The following is an 18,480-nucleotide window of genomic DNA, read 5'->3' on the forward strand; positions in this document are numbered from 1 at the left end:
GCAAAAACCTTGCCAATCATCCCTGCTCCAAGCTGGGTGTCTCTTTCCACTCCCAGTTTGAATCCCTACGCGCTGATCGCGACAACGGTCGCGCAGCGACAACCAACTCCCTGCCTCGCCTTTTGCGACAACGCTTTCCGGCACATGACCGTGCCACGCGAGCGAGCTGGCGAAAGCCCATGACGGGGTTACAGGGCTATGTGCGGTACCGCACATAGCCGATCCATTGGTCATCCTGCGGCCCCTACAAATTAATAGCGAAAGGGCCCGTCGGGCCCTCTTGCAAGGCTGCATGCCAACTCCTGAGGGACAGGCAGCAATGCTGGCGGGAGGCGGCCTGTTGACGCATGGAATACGACAACGCCGCTCGAATTCATGGGGTGCAATTGCCTACGGTGAGGGGAGATATGATCAACAACATCAGTAGTGGCCGAGCCACGCCAATGCTCACGGCTGCCATCCTGGCTGCCGCACTAGGCCTAACGTCGCGCACGCCGCAGGCCCAGGTGACAGACCCACTGGCGGGTCTGCGTTCGCTCAAGACGGTTACGGTTCCCGGTCCGCCTGCCGAAGTCCTGGACGAGTTCGTCAAGGACAAGGCGGCCGCCATCCAGCTCGGAAAGGCGCTGTTCTGGGACATGAAGGTCGGCAGCGACAACAATACCTCTTGCGCAAGCTGCCACTTCCATGCCGGCGTCGATAACCGCATCACGAACCAGCTTTCTCCAGGTTCAGGTGCGCCCGGCACCGATAGAACCTTCCAGCTGGGGCGGCCCAACTACACCTTCAAGCCGGAAGACTTTGGGTTCACCAAGCATGTGGACGTGAACCAGCCGCAGCCGCAACTCTCGAACGTCAACGAGGTTTCCGGCTCGCAGGGGGTGTTCACGGCCAACTTCATCGACTTTGGCACAGGCAGCACGGGCGATGCCTGCGCCAATGTTTCCGATGACATCTTCCACGGCGGCTCGGGATTCAACATCAACGGCATCAACACGCGGCAGGTGACCGGACGCAATACTCCTTCCGTCATCAACGCGGTATTCAATTTCCGCAATTTCTGGGATGGGCGCGCCAACAACATGTTCAACGGCGGCGACCCGTTTGGCATGCGCAATCCATATGACCTTGTGTGGAAAAGTGAAGGTGGCGTCCTCAGGCAAGTCAAGCTGGCAATCCCTGGCGCGTCCCTGGCGTCGCAAGGTAGCGGCCCTCCCCTGAGCTCGGTCGAGATGAGTTGCAATGGACGGTCATTCATGAAACTCGGCAAGAAGCTGCTCGGCCAGCGTCCTTTGTCAGGCCAGGCGATCGCGGCGGATGACAGCGTACTTGGCCCCCTGGTGATATTACGCAACAAGGATCAGGTACCGACCTACTCCGAGATGATCAAGAAGGCATTCCGCTCCCAGTATTGGAATTCGCCGACGCTCTTGAAGATGTCGGCTACGGATGAGGCGAAATTCGCCTCGATGGATTTGTCGCCCCGCCACGTCAAGCGGAGTACCGGGAAGTTCGAGGTAAGCCAGATGGAAGCCAACTTCGCGCTCTTCTTCGGCCTCGCCGTTCAGCTTTACGAGTCCACCTTGATTGCCAACGATACGCCGGTCGACCGCTACCTCGATGGCCAGACCGGGGCCCTGAATGAGCAGCAGTTGCGTGGCGCCAGGATCTTCACCGGCACAGGTCGCTGCAGCCGCTGTCACTCGGGCGCTGAGCTGACCGCCGCCTCATTCTCCAGCGTGACCGCGCAGCGGCTCAGGCGGATGCCGATGGGTGACGGGCTCGAAGCGGTCTATGACAATGGCTTCTACAACATCGGCGTGCAACCGACCGCAGAAGATCTCGGCGTAGGCGGGCTGGACCAGTTCGGCAATCCGTTGTCCGAAACGCGGATGGCGCAGCAGGGCAAAACCCATTTGCTGGGGAACGGCTTCGATGCCACCAAGGAAACCACAGTCGGAACTGAACAGCGGGTGGCGGTTGACGGTGCCTTCAAGACACCAAGCCTGCGCAACCTGGAGTTTACCGGCCCCTATTTCCATAACGGCGGCAAATCTACCCTGATGCAGGTGGTCGACTTCTATAACCGTGGCGGCGATTTCGGGGACGTCAACAGGGCTAACCTGGACCGGGGCATTACGCCGCTCGGCCTGAGCGAGACGGACAAGCAAGACCTGGTGGCTTTCCTGCTAGCCCTGAGTGATGACCGCGTTCGCTATCGCAAGGCGCCGTTCGACCACCCCTCGCTGTGCGTCCCCCAAGGGCATAAGGTCGGCGATTCCGGGGCCCTGCTGCAGGACGGAAGCACCGGGAACGGCGTAGACAACACGGAGTGCATTGGCGCGGTGGGCGCGGGCGGCGCGAGCAGCGGCCTCAAGCCGTTCCTCAACCTCGATCCGTTCCAGCGCTAGTGGATGAGCCAGCGGCGATTCGTGCAGCGCGGGTCCCGCTGACTCCCTGATCCCCCGTGCGGCGGCGTACCGCCGCCGCATGATTGTCGGCACAAACTGTCGTGGCGTGACCGCCATTCCAGTGCACGACAATCCAGCAAGACAATGACCAGCGCTGCGACGAAGCGGTGCTGACATTGTCACTGGAGATATATGTCGGTGCCGATTATCGTCTTTACAAGACGGACTGCAGGAATTGCCTGTCGTATTTACTCACGACTCGCATCGCCCCTCAACAAGGGCCAGCTTCCGTTATTATCGGCCGACAAAATATTTCCCGACGAAGCCTACATACACCACCTCGCGCCCCAATAGCATCACGGCTTCCTGATAATCACATGGATTGATTTTTCATTTACTTTCCGGATAGCATGCCGGGCGCGCCGCGTAGCCGCCTCGATGCTTCGCTGCACGCGCATTGCCCCTCCCGGCGGCATATGCCGACCGGCCCGGAAAATGAAAAAGGTGGAAACATCCACCCGCATAAAAAGGAGACGTGAATGGCACCTTTGCTGTTCAAGGTGGAAGACCGTCCGCCGCGCATTACTACCGTGCTGCTGGCGCTTCAGCATTTGCTCGCCGCCCTCGGCGGCATTATCGCGGTGCCGCTGGTGATCGGCGGAGCATTAAAGCTGCCGACCGCGGAAATCATTGCGCTGGTGAATGCCGCGCTGATCGGCTCGGGCGTGGTAACCATTATTCAATGCAAGGGCGTGGGGCCGGTCGGCATCCGCCTGCCGTGCGTGATGGGCACCAGCTTTTCCTTCGTCGGCGCTGCCATCAGCGTTGGCGCCGAGCACGGCGTGGCCGGCATCCTGGGCTCGGCCCTGGCCGGCTCGCTGCTGATGATCGTCGGCAGCCATTTCATGCCGACCATCCGCAAGCTGTTTCCCCATACCGTCACCAGTGTGGTCGTCACCATGATCGGCCTTTCGCTGATCCCGGTTGCGGTGGACTGGGCCGCCGGTGGCCGCGGCAGCCCGCAGTATGGCGCGGTCGGCAACCTGGCGATTGCGGCCTTCGTGCTGGCGCTGGTGATCGCGATGGTGCAGTGGGGCAAGGGCATGATCTCGGCCTCTGCCATCGTGATCGGCATCCTGGGCGGCTACCTGCTGTGCCTGGCGCTGGGGCTGGTCGATTTCACGCAGATGCGAAATGCGCCGGTGCTGGCGCTGCCGCAGCCGCTGCACTTCGGGTTGACGTTCCCGGTGTCGGGCATCGTTGCAATGGCGATTGCCTACCTGGTGACGACGGTGGAATCCACCGGCACCTTCATGGCGCTCGGCTCGGCCACACAGACGCCGATCACGGGCAACAAGCTGTCGCGCGGCATCCTGTGCGACGGCTTCGGTTCCGCCTTTGCCGCACTGATTTCGAGCCCGCCGCTGTCCACGTTCGCGCAGAACGTCGGCGTGGTGTCGCTGACCGGCGTTGCCAGCCGCCACGTGGTGGCGCTGACCGGCGTGATGCTGCTGCTGGCCGGGCTGTTTCCGGTGCTGGGCGCACTGGTGGTGACGATTCCGCAGCCGGTGCTCGGCGGCGCCGGCCTGATGATGTTCGCGATGATCGTCTCGGGCGGCATCAACATGCTGAGCCGGATCGAGTTCACGCAGCGCAATACGCTGATCGTGGCCGTGTCGATCGGCTGCGGCCTGGCGGTGACCTTCCGCCCGGAGCTGCTGTCCAGGCTGCCGCTGTTTGTGCAGGAAGTATTCGGCTCGGGGATCTCGGTTGGATCGCTGGTGGCGGTGACGCTGAACCTGATGCTGCCGGGCGGCAAGGCTGAACATGCTGAGGAGGCGCAGCACGACGAAGGGGCGCAACCTTCCGGCGAACTGGCCTGAACGCAACCGCTGCGCAGACGCGGTCGGGCCGGATTCGTGTATGGCACGGATCCGGCCACCCGTGTGACCAGGGGCGGCTTACTGCCCGCCAACGGTCGCATCGACCCGATACACCGCACCACTGGCCGCCGAAGTTCCTGTGTCCGACAGCACATACAGCGCCTGCCCGGCATCCACGCCAAAGGAATAGACGCTACCGGGGATGGTGACATTCCAGTCGACCTGCTCGGCTGCACCACCGTCGCGGTACACAAAGCTCAACAGCTTGCCCGTGCACAGGTCCGAATAGAAATAGCGGCCTTGCAGCGCAGCCAGCGCATTGCCCCGGTACACATAGCCGCCGACGATGGCGCAGGCGCCGGCTTCATGGCCGTACTCGAACACCGGCAGCGTCAGTCCGGCCGTATCGCAGGTGGCGGCGCCCACGCACGCGGTGCCCTCCATGCGGTTCCAGCCGTAGTTCAGCCCGGCGCTGGTGGCCGCCGCGACGTCGACTTCCTCGCGCTGGCCCTGGCCGACATCGGCGATATACAGCAGACCGGCATCGAACGAGAACCGCCACGGATTGCGCAGTCCGTATGCCCAGATCTCGCCACGCCTGCCGCTCTGGCCGGCAAACGGGTTGCCGGAGGGAACGCCATAAGGCTGCCCCGATGCGCCGCTGACATCGATGCGCAGCAATTTGCCGAGCAGCACGCCGAGGTTCTGCGCATTGCCTGACGGATCTCCGCCACCACCGCCATCGCCGGTGCCGACATAGAGCATGCCGTCCGTGCCGAACGCCAGCTGGCCGCCGTTGTGGTTCTGGAAGTTGCTGTGCGGGATCGACAGCAATATCGTGCCTGCGGTGTCCGCAACGTCTGGATTGCCCGCCGACACCTGGTAGCGCGCAATGGTGATGGCGCCGTTGTTATCGGTGTAGTAGACGTAGAAGCGGCCGTTGCTGGCATAGCCGGGATCGAATGCCATTGACAGCAGGCCGCGCTCGCCGTCGGTGGTGGTCAGCGCATCGATATTAAGGAAGGGCGTGCCCAGCAGCGTGCCGTTGCGCACGACGCGGATGCGCCCGGCGCGCTCCACGATGAACAAACGCGCGTCGCCCGCGGGCGCGGTGAGATAGATCGGCTCGGCCAGGCCGCCGGCCACTTGCGTCAGCGACAGGCGCACCGGCTGTGGCGAGCCATAGACGACGTTAGCCGTGGCGCCCGCGCCAGCGCCGACGGTCACCGACTGGGCCGGTGGCTGCGGCTGATACTGGCTGGTGCCGGCGAGCACGTCGGCGGCGCTGACGGTGTAGGTGCCGGTGGCAAGATTGGACAAGGTAGTCGACTGGGCGACGGCCTGGCGGTATTGCCCCGGGCCAGTCACCGTAACCAAAGCCGGAGTGCCGGACGGCAGGCCGGTTACCGTCAACGACAGCGTCCCCGGGCCGCCCGGCCCGCTGCCACCGCTACCGCCGGCGTTGCCGGAACTGCCCCCGTCGCCGCCACCGCATGCCACCAGACCCAGGCAGCATGCAAGGAACCATTGGCACAGCGAAGATCGTATTGAGACTGTCATGATGCGCTCCTGCCACCCCGGCGCCAGATACAACGCAAGAACCGCTCCATGGCGGGCAACGTAGCCAGCCCTACCCCTTACCCCCTATCACCCCCTATCACCCCCTGTCGCTCCGCCACACCTGCAGCGGATCCCATGCCGGCGCCGCGTCTTCCGGCTGCGGCAAGGCCTGCGCCTCTGCCATCATCGCTTCGGCCCGCGCCTGCAGCTTGTCCAGGCAGCGCGACAGCACGCGCGCTTCCTCGGCGCTCAGGCATGCTGCCAGCTCGCGATTGAAGGCGCGCGCCTGGGCAAAGGCGCGGCGGTAGACCGCTTCGCCCTCTTCCGTCAGGGTGAACGCGGCTGCGCGCCGGTCCTGCGCACGCGCCTCGCGCCGCACCAGGCCGCGCTCGGCCAGCGCGTGCACGGCCCGGCTGGCAAGCACCTTGTCCAGGCCGGCACTTTGCGCCAGTTCGGTCAGCCGGGTACCCGGCTGCTCGCCCAGGAAGGCGATCATGCGCCATTCGCGCCGCGTCACGCCGGCCGTGGCGCGCAGATGAAGCCCCGCCGCCCCCAGCGCCACGCGGTTCAGGTGATAGACCCGGTAGTTGATGAAATCGCCCAGCCGCCTGGGCCGCTGCAGCCGGCCGCCGCCGTCGTCGTGTGCCATGCCACACCCGCGAATTAGTTGACTTTGTCAATTATATCGACGGGTGTTAGCGTGCCACCCATACCAAACGACAATCCGGACCGAGGAGACACCGTGAGCCCCCGCAATTGCCTTCCCCGCCTTGCCGCCTGCCTGGCGGCCATTGCCGCCGCCTGGGCGCTGCCCGCCGGCGCGCAGTCGGAGCGCCCGCTGCGCATCCTGGTCGGCTACCCCGCCGGCGGCACCGCCGACCTGGCCGCGCGCCTGGTCGGCGACAAGCTGCGCGAGACCCTGAACCAGAACGTGGTGGTGGAGAACAAGCCGGGCGCAGGCGGCCGGCTGGTGATGGACTATGCCCGCACGCAGCCTGCCGACGGCCATACGCTGGTGGTGGCCAATTCGGCCGTGATGACGATCGCGCCGCTGGTCTACCGCAAGCTCAACTACGACATCCAGCGCGACTTTGTCCCGGTGGCGCAGGCCGCCAACTTCCAGCTGGCACTGGCCACCGGCCCGGGTAGCCCGGCGCGCTCGCTCAAGGACTACGTAGCATGGCTCAAGGCGGGCCCGCAGAACAACTCCTACGCCTCGCCGGCGCTGGGCAGCATCCCGCATTTCTTCGGGCTGATGATCGGCAAGCAGGTCGGCGTGGAGATGCTGCACGTGCCGTTCAACGGATCGGCGCCGCTGATGAGCGCGCTGGTGGGCGGGCAGGTGCCGGCCTCGGTCGATACGCTGGCCGACCTGACCGAGATGCACCGCGCCGGCAAGGTGCACGTGCTCGCCACTTCCGGCATGCAGCGCTCGGTGGCGCTGCCTGATGTGCCGACCTTCACCGAACTGGGCTACAAGGGCATCGAGGGCGAAGGCCGCTACGGCGTGCTGGCGCCCGCCGGCACGCCGCGGCCGGTGCTGGACAAGCTCAACGCCGCCATCGTCAAGGCGGTGCAGTCGCCCGACTTGCGCGACAAGTTCCTGAAGCTGGGGCTCGAACCGGCCACCGGCACGGCCGACGCGTTTGCCGGCGTGCTGAAGGCAGACGCCGCCAGGTGGGCGCCGGTGGTGAAGGCCTCCGGCTATACCGGCGACTGACAAGCCGCAGCGAGCCACCATGCCGATCCGCAATACCCTGTTCATCATGTGCGACCAGTTGCGCCGCGACCACCTGGGCTGCTACGGGCACCCCACGCTGCGCACGCGCAATATCGACGCGCTGGCCGCGCGCGGCGTGCGTTTCGACAGCGCCTTCGTCACCTCCGGCGTCTGCGGCCCCAGCCGCATGAGCTTCTACACCGGCCGCTATGTCAGCAGCCACGGCGCCACCTGGAACCGCGTACCGCTGCCGGTGGGCGAAATCACGCTGGGCGAGTACCTGAAGGACAGCGGCCTCGCGCTGGCGCTGGCGGGCAAGACCCACGTCATGCCCGACAACGCCAACCTCAGGCGCCTGCACCTGGACGGCGGTACCGAGCTGGAGACGCTGCTGCGCAGCGGCTATTTCACCGAGGTCGACCGCCACGACGGCCATCATGCCGAGCCGCGCGGCGCCTATGCCGACTGGCTGCGGCGGCAAGGCTACGACAGCGCCGACCCGTGGACCGACTACGTCATCAGCGCCGAGAACGCGCAAGGCGAGATCGTTTCCGGCTGGCACATGCGCAACGCGGGCCTGCCCGCGCGCGTGGCCGAGCCGCATTCCGAGACGGCGTACACCGTCGACCAGGCCATGCAGTACATCGGCGCGCGCGGCGACGAGCCGTGGGTGCTGCACCTGTCGCTGGTCAAGCCGCACTGGCCCTACCTCGCGCCCGCGCCCTATCACGCCGCCTACAAGCTCGACGACTGCCTGCGGCTGCGCCGCCACGCCGCAGAGCTGGAAGACCCGCATCCGGTGCTGTCGGCGTACCGCACGCAGGAGGAATGCGCCAACTTCATGCGCCAGGAAGTGTCGGATACGGTGCGTCCCGCCTACCAGGGCCTGATCCAGCAGATCGACGACCGCCTCGGCCTGCTGTGGGACCAGCTGGAACGCCTTGGCCGCTGGCAGGACACGCTCATTGTCTTTACCGCCGACCATGGCGACTTCCTCGGCGACCACTGGCTGGGCGAGAAGGAGCAGTTCTACGACACCGTGCAGAACGTGCCGCTGATCGTCTACGACCCCTCGCCCGAGGCCGATGCCACCCGCGGCAGCGCGCCGCAGGACATGGTGTCGGCGGTCGACGTGGTGCCGACGGTGCTCGACGCGCTGGGACTGCCTCCGGCCGGCCATCGCATCGAAGGCCGCTCGCTGCTGGACCTGACCCGCTCGCGCGATGCGGGGCCATGGCGTGATTTCGTCGTTTCCGAACTCGACTACGCCTACCGCGGCGCACGGGTCGCGCTCGGCCGCCACCCGGGCGAATGCCGCGCCTGGATGGTGCGCGACGCGCGCTGGAAATACGTCCACTGGCAGGGCTTCCGGCCACAGCTGTTCGACCTGGAAAGCGATCCGGACGAGTACTTCGACCTGGGCGCCGACCCCGGCCATGAAGCCGTGCGCAACGCCATGCGGCTGCGGCTGCTGGACTGGTTCTGCACGCTCAAGCCGCGCGTGACCGTGACCAACGAGGAAGTCGCGGCCAAAACCAACGTGTACAAGCAGGCCGGCGTATTCTTCGGCGTGTGGTGAACGCGGCGGGTACGGAACCTGCAAACCCAGGGGCGTCCGCACTCACCGCACCCGCCATGAAACCTGTCACGCTGATTGGCGCCCCCACCGACGTCGGGGCCGGCACGCGCGGCTGCTCGATGGGCCCCGAGGCGCTGCGCGTCGCCGGCCTGGCGCAGGCGCTGGCACGCAACAACCTGCTGGTCGAGGACGCCGGCAACCTGGGCGGCCCCGCCAATCCGTGGCAGCCGCCGCAGGATGGCATGCGCCACCTCGACGAAGTCGTGGCGTGGAACCGCGCCGTCTATGACGCCTGCCTCGGCACGCTGCAGGCAGGCCGGCTGCCGCTGCTGATGGGCGGCGACCATTGCCTGGCGATCGGCTCGATCAGCGCCGCGGCGCGCCATTGCCGCGACACCGGCAAGACCCTGATGGTGCTGTGGCTCGATGCGCACGCCGACGCCAATATCGGCACCACCACGCCCACCGGCAACATGCACGGCATGCCGGTGGCCTGCCTGTGCGGGCACGGCCCCGCGCCGCTGACCACGCTGGCCGGGCCGGCGCCGGCGGTGGAGCGCAGCGCGATCCGCCAGATCGGCATCCGCAGCGTCGATGCAGAGGAGAAGCATCGCCTGCACGAACTGCAGCTGGCGGTGTACGACATGCGCTACATCGACGAGAACGGCATGCGCTACACCATGCAACAGGCGCTGGCCGGCATCGACGCGCAGACCCACCTGCACGTCAGCTTCGACGTCGATTTTCTCGACTGCGTGATTGCGCCTGGCGTGGGCACCACCGTGCCGGGCGGACCGACCTACCGCGAGACCCAGCTCTGCATGGAAATGATCGCCGATACCGGCCGCCTGGCATCGCTCGACGTGATGGAGCTGAACCCGGCCTGCGACGTGCGCAACCAGACCGGCCAACTGGCCGTGGACCTGGTGGAAAGCCTGTTCGGGAAATCGACGCTGTGGCGTCCGCCGCCCGCCTGAAAAAGTTGCACGGCGTGCCTGTCGATACTGCAATGCCATGCCGCATGCGGCACCCGGACGCCCGCGAGGCGCGCGAACCGGCGCAGCCGCGCGCCGCCGGCGGGTGGCGTACCCCTTGCAACACCGGTAATCAGGCCCACCGTTCGGGCCGGCAACCGGAGCGATCATGAAGAACATCTGGATCCTGGTGGCGGACGAATCCGTCGCCCGCGTCTTTGCCTCGCATGCAGACGCCGCCCCGCTGGCGGTGGTCGAAGAAATTACCGATGCCGCCGCGCACGCCGACCGCGCCGACCTGCGCCGCGATGCCTACGGCCGGCGTGGCCACGCCGCCTCGCAGGGCGATGCCGGTCATCCCGGCGCACACCAGGTCGGCCCGTCCACGGTTACGTCGTCCGCGGGCGAGGACGAACTGCACCAGGAAGCGCAGCTGTTTGCGCATCGGGTCGCGGATTTCCTGGCGGACGCGCGCAACAAGCAGCGCTATGAAGAACTCGTGCTGATCGCGGCGCCGCGCTTCCTGGGGCTGCTGCGCAAGACCCTGCCTGCTGCCGTCGCCGACGTGGTGACGCGCGAAATCGACAAGGACTTTATCCACGTGCCCAACAACGACCTGCAGCAGCGGCTGGCCGACGAGGGCGTGGTGCCCGCGCGCCGTGACGAGCGCGTGAATACAGGAAGGGATCGCTGACGACGGCAGGCTCGAAAGAAAGGCGGCCGCCCATATGCTTGCGGGCGGCCGCGAGAGATGTGCGGGCGTGTCAGCGCGCCGTGCCCGAGCCGCTGGTCGCGCCGCTGGAGCCGCTGGAGGTGCCGGCAGGGCTGGTGGTGCTGGTTGCGCCGGACGTGCCGGTGGAAGTGCTGGAACTCGGCGAGCCATAGCCGCTGCGGCTGCGTTGCTGCTCAGACACCGAGCCGGAACCCGACAACGATCCTGATCCGCTGGTGCTGCCGGTGGCAGTGCATCCAGCCAGGATACCGAGCGAGGCGAGTAATGCAGTGCCAATGCGTAGCGTCGTTTTCATGTGGTCCTCCGTCTTGCAGGTTGCGACCGGGCCTTGCATCGATGCAGGACCGGCCGGCGAGCGCGCAGAAATCGCCGCTCCGCTGCGTCATCACGCAACTGACGTACCAGTAGTCCGCAGCGATGCCGGCAATGCGCTGCCGTTGCCGGACCAACGGCGGGAAAGGACAACACTGCGGGCTTGCTGCAGTAAGAAGTGCGCGGCGCGCGTAAAACTTACCGCGCGCCCCCGGTGGTTTAGTTCAGCGTTTACAGAAAAACGAACCTAGCGCCTGAGCGTCCATTTGTACGCGTAGCGGTCCGGCCGGAACACCAGTTCGGCGCAGAGCAGCGGCGTGCCGTTGATGTCGTACGGCGTGCAACGCAGCCGCAACAGCGGCTCGCCCTCGGCGACGCCCAGCCGCCTGGCCACTTCGGCCGGCGCGGCTACCGCGCTCGCCTCCATCGTCGACTCCTTGAAGCGGTAGCCGAGCCGGCTCTCAAGCACCGACATGGCGTCATTGGTCTCCAGGTCTTCCTGCACCAGCCGCCGCATCAGCGGCTCGCGCCCAAGCAGCGTGAAATACGCCACCGGCGCATCGTCCCAGAAGCGCACGGTCGACACGCTCAACACTTTCTCCGCGGGTTCCAGGTCGAGCACGCTGGTCACGAACGCCGGCGCGCGGACCAGCTTGACCGAGGCGAGCTTGCCATACGCCAGCTGGCCGCGCGCACGGGCGGTCTCGTAGAAACCGGTCAGCGCACCGAGGCTTGGTGTGTCGGCCGGGCGCGTGACGAAGCTGCCCTTGCCGTTGACCTTTTCGATCAGCCCGGCATTGTGCAGGCCAGACAACGCCTGGCGCACGGTGATCCGGCTTACGGCAAATTCCGTCATCAGCTCGGCCTCCGACGGCAGCTTTGCGCCCGGACCCAGCTGGTTGCGGACGATCCGCTCCCGGATCTCGTTCTCGATTTCCTTGAATCTTGGCAGCGCCACGTTGTGTTCCGCCTGGCGGCGGCTCCGATGCGGGGATCAGGGATTATACCTATCATGACAGGTCAGGCCGTAAACTCGTTGACCTGTTATAACAGGTAATGGCAGTATCGCATCGCCAGCGCATGCCAGCGCCCCCGACATTCCCCAACCCACCTTGCATGCCGGCGACTCAGGAGACACGCAATTGCATACCCACGCAACACCAGGCGCCGCGCGCGCGACGGCGGACTTTGACTACATCGTGATCGGCGCGGGTTCGGCGGGCTGCGCCGTGGCCGCAAGGCTGGCCGAAGACCGTGGCGCAACCGTGGCGCTGCTCGAGGCAGGGCCGCATGACCACCACTTCTCGGTCTGGGCGCCCATCGGCTTTGCCCACACCGTTCCCAAGGCCGGGCCGCGCAACTATGCGTACTACACTGAACCACAGGCCGGGCTGAACGGCCGGCGCTCTTACCAGCCGCGAGGGCGCGGGCTGGGCGGCAGCTCTTCGATCAACGGCATGCTCTACGTGCGCGGCCATCGCAATGACTACGATGAATGGGCAGCTCTGGGTTGCAAGGGCTGGGGCTTCGACGACGTGCTGCCCTACTTCCGCCGCAGTGAGCACAACGCCAGGCTGGCCAGTGATCCGCTGCACGGCAGCGACGGTCCGCTGCATGTCAGCGACCTGCGCTCGCCCAATCCGTTCTCGCGGCGCTTTGTCGAAGCGTCGCTGCAGGCCGGCATGGCGCCCAATGCCGATTTCAACGGACTAACGCAGGAAGGTGCCGGCCTGTACCAGGTAACGCAGCGCAACGGCGAGCGCTGGAACACGGCGCGCGCCTACCTGCATCGCGGCGATGCCGCGGACAAGGCCTTCAACGGCGGACGCAGCGGCCTGTCGGTGTTGACCGACGCGCAGGCGCTGCGGATCCTGTTCGAGGGCCGGCGCGCCACCGGCGTGGAGATCGTGCGCGACGGCGAGAAGCAGGTGCTGCGCGCGCGGCGCGAGATCGTGCTCAGCACGGGTGCCTTCAACTCGCCGCAGTTGCTGATGGCTTCGGGCGTCGGCCCGGCGGCACAGCTGCGCGGCCTTGGCATCGACGTGGTCCACGACCTGCCCGGCGTGGGCGAAAACCTGCAGGACCACCTCGACATCATCGTCAACAAGCAACTGCATTCGACCGACCTGTTCGGGCAGACCGCAGGCGGGCTGCTGCGCATGGCGGGCGAGGTCATGCGCTACCGGCGCCACCGCACCGGCATGGTCACGTCCAACTTTGCCGAGGCCGGCGCGTTTTTCCGCAGCCGTCCCGAGCTTTCCATCCCTGATGTGCAACTGGTGTTCGTGGTCGCGCTGGTCGGCAACCGCAACATGGACAAGCGCAGCAAGCTCGGCCACGGCTATTCGTGCCATGCCTGCGTGCTGCGACCGAAGAGCCGCGGCCACGTGCGCCTGCGCAGCGCGGACATGCGCGACGCGCCGCTGATCGACCCACGCTTCCTGTCGGCGCAGGAGGACATGGCCGGCATGGTGGCCGGCGTGCGCGCCATCCGCCGCATCTTCGCCCAGCCGGCGCTGGCGCAATACGGGGGCCGTGAGCTGCTGACCGACGATTTCGGCCCGGACAACAGCAACGAAGAGGCCATCCGCCATTTCATCCGCACGCACGCGGACACCGTCTACCACCCGGTCGGCACCTGCAGGATGGGGATCGACGACATGGCGGTCGTCGATCCCGAGTTGCGCGTGCGCGGCATCGACGGGCTGCGCGTTGCCGATGCCTCGGTGATGCCGACGCTGGTCGGCGGCAATACCAACGCGCCGACGATCATGATCGGCGAAAAGGCTGCGGACCTGATCAAGGCCTCGGCCCGCTGAAAACCCCTCGCCGCCTGGCTGGTCCGGGCGGCGAACTGCATCCGCAACAGCCATCACAAAGGAGACAACGCATGCAAGCCACCGCCCTGACCCTCAGCCCGGAAGCGTTCCGCGCCCAAGACCCAGCCTCCTGGCCGTTCACCGTGCGCCGCTGCACGCCTGCCATTGGCGCCGAAGTCGAAGGCATCGATTTCCGCGAAGCCCTGGATGACGGCACCTACCTCGCGCTGCGCGCCGCGCTGCTGACGCACAAGGTGCTGTTCTTCCGCAAGCAGGCGATCACGCCGGCGCAGCACGTGGCCGTCGCGCGCCGCTTCGGCGAACTCGAAGTGCATCCGATGTTCACCAACCATCCCGAGCATCCCGAGCTGGTGGTGTTCGGCCGCGACGGCGAAAAGCGCGGGCGTGAGAACCTGTACCACTCCGATGTGTCCTGGCGCGAGATTCCCTCGATGGGGTCGATGCTGCGCTGTATTACCTGCCCCGAGGTGGGCGGCGACACCATCTGGATCAACATGGCCGCAGCCTATGAGAAGCTGCCCGAGGACGTGAAGGCGCGCATTGCCAACCTGAAGGCGGTCCATGACGCGATGCCCACCTTTGGCGCCGCGCTGTCCGAGGAAAAGTATGCGGAAATGCGCGCCAAGTACCCGCCGATGGTGCATCCGGTGGTGCGCACCCATCCGGAAACCGGCGAGAAGATCCTCTTCGTCAACGAGGCCTTCACCACGCACTTCGCCAACTTTGTCAAGGAACAGGCCTACCGCATCGGCTCGGACTATCGCCCCGCCGAACTGGACCTGCTGCAATACCTGTACCGCCAGGCGGCGGCGCCCGAATACCAGGTGCGCCTGCGCTGGCAGCCCGACACCATCGCCCTGTGGGACAACCGCTCCACGCAGCACTACGCGGTGCAGGACTACTTCCCCGCCGTGCGCCACATGAACCGCGCCACCATCATCGGCGACCGTCCGGTATGAGCGGCCCCTCCCCATCGATTACCCCATCGATTACCCCATCGATTACCCCATCGACCTGCGAGGCAAACCCGATGAAACTCGTCGACAAGTTCTATATCAACGGCCAGTGGGTGCAACCCGCGCCGGGCGCGACCCAGGCCGATCTCATCGATCCGGCCACCGAGTCGGTGGCGGGCAGGATCGCCATGGGCACGGCTGCCGACGTGGACCACGCGGTAGCTGCCGCGCGCGCCGCCTTGCCGGCGTGGTCGGCATCCACCCGAGAGGACCGCATCGCCCTGCTCGAGCGCATCATGGCCGCGTACCAGGCGCGCCTGGGCGACCTGGCGCAGGCGGTGCGGCAGGAGATCGGCGCGCCAATCACCGTCGCCACCAACCTGCAGGCCGCGATCGGCCTGGCGCAACTGCAGGCCACGGTGCAGGCGCTGCGCGAGTTCGAATTCGAAAGCCAGCGCGGCAAGAGCTACCTGTTGCGCGAGGCCATCGGCGTGGCGGCGCTGATCACGCCATGGAACTGGCCGCTGAACCAGATCGCCGCCAAGGTGGCGCCGGCGCTGGCGGCGGGCTGTACCGTGGTACTCAAGCCATCGGAAATCGCGCCCCTCGACGCGCAGATCTTTGCCGAGATCATGGATGCCGCCGGCACGCCGCCGGGTGTATTCAACATGGTCTTTGGCGAAGGCCGCGTGGTCGGCACGGCGCTGTCGTCGCACCGCGATGTCGACATGGTCTCGATCACCGGCTCGACGCGCGCCGGCGTCGAGGTGGCGATCAGCGCCGCGCCGACGGTCAAGCGCGTGACGCAGGAACTGGGCGGCAAGTCGCCGCTGGTGATCCTGGACGATGCCGATTTGCAGGCCGCCGTGACCGGCGGCGTCGCCCACGTGATGCTGAATTCCGGGCAGACCTGCATCGCGCCGACCCGCATGCTGGTGCCGCGCGCGCAGTATGAACAGGCGGTGCAGATTGCCGCGGCGGTGGCCAACGCGGTCACGGTGGGCGACCCCGCCGATGCGCAGACCAAAATGGGACCGCTCTCCAACCGCGCACAGTACGAGAAGGTGCAGCGGCTGATCGGCGTCGGCATCGAGGAAGGCGCGCGCGTGGCCGCCGGCGGCCCGGGCCGTCCCGAGGGGCTGGCGCAAGGGTTCTATGCCCGCCCGACCGTCTTTGCCGACGTGCGCAATGACATGACCATTGCGCGCGAAGAGATCTTCGGGCCGGTCTTGTGCATACTGCCTTATGACACCGAGGACGACGCCGTGGCCATCGCCAACGATACGGAGTTCGGCCTGGCGGCGTACATCGCGTCGTCCAACCCCGAGCGCACCCGCAAGCTGGCCGCGCGCCTGCGGGCCGGCAGCGTGCGCATCAATGGCGCGTCGATGGACATCTCGGTGCCGTTCGGCGGCTACAAGGCCTCGGGCAACGGTCGCGAGTTCGGTCCGGAAGGCATCGCCGAGTATCTCGAAACCAAGACCGTCACCGGCTGACCGCCGTAATGGCCCGGCCGCAGGCGCCCCGCAATGGGCGCCTCGCAACACGAGCCCGGCCATGAGAGGCCCGGCCCGGCAGCGCTTGAGCTGCCGGCCGGGCTTTTCCGCCTTGTTGCCAAAGGTACCGAACCCGGCGCGCCGGTACAGCAGGGCCTCCCTCACCAGTTCGGACAGCGCCCGCTGTATGGGGGATGCCCGCGCCACCTGTCCCGACCGTTCAAAATTGCCGTGGCAACTTGCAGGCGCAAATGCCGTGCATGCCACACCCCGACCAGCCGCCCTTGTCTGACACCAGCAGTCGGCGGCGTCCGACAGCCGCGCGTCGCCAGGCAGCTACATTTCAAAGACAGCCCCTTTTTTGCCGAAGCGCCGGCTATGTCGACCGTTCCCGACCCTGCTCCGTCCCCGATACCGCATGCCGAGCCGCCTGCTCCTGTGGAAGCAGATCCGGCAGCGCCGGCCGACGCCCCGACGGTGGCGATTGCGCCTGCCACGGTGTCCGCGGCCCTGCAGCGCGCCAGCACGGCGCTGGTCGTGCTGGCAGTGCTGTTCTCGCTCTATGCCGTGCATCTCGCCCGTGATTTCCTGGTGCCGGTGGTGATCGCGATCGTGCTCGCCTACCTGCTCGACCCGCCGGTGCGCGCGCTGCAGCGGCTGGGCATGCCGCGCGTGGCGGCCGGCACGGTGGTGCTGCTGGCGCTGCTGTGCGCGCTGCTCAGCGGCGCCTACCTGCTGCAAGGCCAGGTGGAGTCCATCGTCAACAGCCTGCCCGAGGTGGCCAGCAAGCTGTCGCGCTCGGTCGGCGCCCTGCTGAGCGGCGACGATTCGATGTGGCAAAAGGTCCGGCGCGCCGCCACCGTGCTCAGCGGCGCCGGGCAGCCGCCGCCGGTGCGCGTGCCGCACGTGGTGGTGGACCACTCGGGGGACCAGATCAACACCATGCTGCTGGCCGGCTCGGTGAGCATCTTCACCATGGCCGGCCAGGCGGTGGTGGTGGTGTTCCTGCTCTATTTCCTGCTGCTGGCGGGCGACACCTTCAAGCGCAAGTTCATCAAGATGGTCGGCAATACCATCTCCGAAAAGAAAATCAGCGTGCACATGCTGGACGAGGTCAACCGCTCGATCCAGCGTTACATGGGCATGCTGCTGGTGACCAATGCGGCGCTGGGGGTCTGTACCTGGCTGCTGCTGAAATGGCTTGGCGTCAATAACGCGGGCAGCTGGTCGATCGCGGCGGGCGCGCTGCACCTGGTGCCTTACTTTGGCGCAATGGCGATCGCGTTGTGCCTGGGCATGGTGACGTTCATGCAGTTCGGCACGCTCGGCATGGCCGCGGCAGCCGCGGGCGGCTCATTGTTGATCGCCACGCTGATCGGCTCGCTCGTCACCACCTGGATGACGGGTCGCATGGCCAGGATGAATGCCGTCGCGGTGTTCGTGGCGCTGCTGCTGTTCACGTGGCTGTGGGGCGTGTGGGGCATGCTGCTCGCGATCCCGCTGATCACCATTGCCAAGGTCGTGGCCGATCACATCGAAGGGCTGGAAGTGGTGGCGGAGTTCCTTGGCGAATAGTCTGTTCGCTTTCCCACGCGCCGGCGCAAGACCGGCGCGGACCCGCGCATCCCCAATGCATCTATACTCAATCCACGGATGCTGCACCACAGCATTTTTCCTGCTGCGGAATTCGTGCTGGAGGAACCAACATGCCTTTGTGCGACCTTTGCCTGTCGCAACTGGACCGGCCGGGGCATTTCCCGCCACATGCGCGCCTGCTGAAGTCGGCCACGCTAAGCACCACCAGCGGCCAGAACGCTTTCGTGTACCGCTGCGGCGATTGCGGCGAAAGCCTGCTGCTGGCCTCGTCGGATGGCGAGGCGCCGGACCGCTGGACATGGCTGGACGCCGATGGCTGGCGCTGAAGCCGGAGCCGGCGCAATCGGCAGGTCCGCGCTGGGCTTCGGCCCGCCTTGATCTTGGGCAAATCTGCATTGTTGGGGGGCCGGATAATCTGGC

Annotated in this window: 14 protein-coding genes; 11 read left to right on the top strand and 3 right to left on the bottom strand. The window is 66.5% G+C overall.

Annotation, left to right across the window (positions count from 1 at the left end; genetic code table 11):
- Positions 1-347: 347 nt before the first annotated feature.
- Positions 348-2,411: a cytochrome-c peroxidase gene (locus tag IPF36_RS08900; protein WP_240745809.1), complete on the top strand. Its 2,064-nt coding sequence runs from the start codon at positions 348-350 to the stop codon at positions 2,409-2,411.
- Positions 2,412-2,950: 539 nt separating this feature from the next.
- Positions 2,951-4,294: a nucleobase:cation symporter-2 family protein gene (locus IPF36_RS08905; protein ID WP_195427806.1), complete on the top strand. Its 1,344-nt coding sequence runs from the start codon at positions 2,951-2,953 to the stop codon at positions 4,292-4,294.
- A gap of 78 nt (positions 4,295-4,372) precedes the next feature.
- Here the strand turns inward: IPF36_RS08905 and IPF36_RS08910 are convergent, their stop codons facing one another.
- Both IPF36_RS08910 and IPF36_RS08915 read right to left on the bottom strand, forming a co-directional pair.
- Positions 4,373-5,854, bottom strand: coding sequence for a sorbosone dehydrogenase family protein (locus IPF36_RS08910; RefSeq protein ID WP_135702819.1), 1,482 nt, complete (start codon positions 5,852-5,854; stop codon positions 4,373-4,375).
- 97 nt (positions 5,855-5,951) lie between these two features.
- The gene (locus IPF36_RS08915) at positions 5,952-6,503 is read right to left on the bottom strand and encodes a MarR family winged helix-turn-helix transcriptional regulator (RefSeq protein ID WP_195427807.1); all 552 of its coding nucleotides are present in this window, start codon (positions 6,501-6,503) and stop codon (positions 5,952-5,954) included.
- Positions 6,504-6,596: 93 nt separating this feature from the next.
- Here IPF36_RS08915 and IPF36_RS08920 point away from each other — a divergent pair, with 93 nt between their 5' ends.
- The 4 genes from IPF36_RS08920 to IPF36_RS08935 all read left to right on the top strand — a co-directional run bounded on the left by IPF36_RS08920 (position 6,597) and on the right by IPF36_RS08935 (position 10,821).
- Positions 6,597-7,574, top strand: coding sequence for a Bug family tripartite tricarboxylate transporter substrate binding protein (locus IPF36_RS08920; protein WP_195427808.1), 978 nt, complete (start codon positions 6,597-6,599; stop codon positions 7,572-7,574).
- Between the two features lie 19 nt (positions 7,575-7,593).
- Positions 7,594-9,153, top strand: coding sequence for a sulfatase-like hydrolase/transferase (locus IPF36_RS08925; RefSeq protein WP_195427809.1), 1,560 nt, complete (start codon positions 7,594-7,596; stop codon positions 9,151-9,153).
- A 56-nt stretch (positions 9,154-9,209) separates the two neighbouring features.
- The gene (gene rocF, locus IPF36_RS08930) at positions 9,210-10,130 is read left to right on the top strand and encodes an arginase (protein WP_195427810.1); all 921 of its coding nucleotides are present in this window, start codon (positions 9,210-9,212) and stop codon (positions 10,128-10,130) included.
- A gap of 166 nt (positions 10,131-10,296) precedes the next feature.
- Entirely contained in the window at positions 10,297-10,821 is a 525-nt protein-coding gene (locus IPF36_RS08935) for a host attachment protein (protein ID WP_133094533.1), read from the top strand.
- 598 nt (positions 10,822-11,419) lie between these two features.
- Here the strand turns inward: IPF36_RS08935 and IPF36_RS08940 are convergent.
- Positions 11,420-12,130, bottom strand: coding sequence for a GntR family transcriptional regulator (locus IPF36_RS08940; protein ID WP_133094532.1), 711 nt, complete (start codon positions 12,128-12,130; stop codon positions 11,420-11,422).
- A gap of 184 nt (positions 12,131-12,314) precedes the next feature.
- On the opposite strand from IPF36_RS08940, the gene IPF36_RS08945 reads away from it, so the two are divergent.
- From IPF36_RS08945 to IPF36_RS08965, 5 genes are all read left to right on the top strand, one after another.
- Complete coding sequence (locus tag IPF36_RS08945; RefSeq protein WP_195427811.1) at positions 12,315-13,991, top strand: GMC family oxidoreductase; 1,677 nt, start codon at positions 12,315-12,317, stop codon at positions 13,989-13,991.
- A 71-nt stretch (positions 13,992-14,062) separates the two neighbouring features.
- Positions 14,063-14,971 carry a TauD/TfdA family dioxygenase gene (locus IPF36_RS08950; protein ID WP_195427812.1) on the top strand — a complete coding sequence of 303 codons (909 nt, stop codon included), beginning with the start codon at positions 14,063-14,065 and terminating at the stop codon, positions 14,969-14,971.
- A gap of 71 nt (positions 14,972-15,042) precedes the next feature.
- Positions 15,043-16,464: an aldehyde dehydrogenase family protein gene (locus IPF36_RS08955; protein ID WP_195427813.1), complete on the top strand. Its 1,422-nt coding sequence runs from the start codon at positions 15,043-15,045 to the stop codon at positions 16,462-16,464.
- A gap of 378 nt (positions 16,465-16,842) precedes the next feature.
- Complete coding sequence (locus tag IPF36_RS08960) at positions 16,843-18,039, top strand: AI-2E family transporter (RefSeq protein ID WP_195427814.1); 1,197 nt, start codon at positions 16,843-16,845, stop codon at positions 18,037-18,039.
- A 131-nt stretch (positions 18,040-18,170) separates the two neighbouring features.
- A complete protein-coding gene (locus IPF36_RS08965) occupies positions 18,171-18,386 on the top strand; it encodes a hypothetical protein (protein ID WP_135702827.1) in 216 nt (71 codons plus the stop codon).
- Positions 18,387-18,480 lie beyond the last annotated feature (94 nt).

The sequence above is a fragment of the Cupriavidus sp. IK-TO18 genome (assembly GCF_015549295.1).
Classification (GTDB): Bacteria; Pseudomonadota; Gammaproteobacteria; order Burkholderiales; family Burkholderiaceae; genus Cupriavidus; species Cupriavidus oxalaticus_A.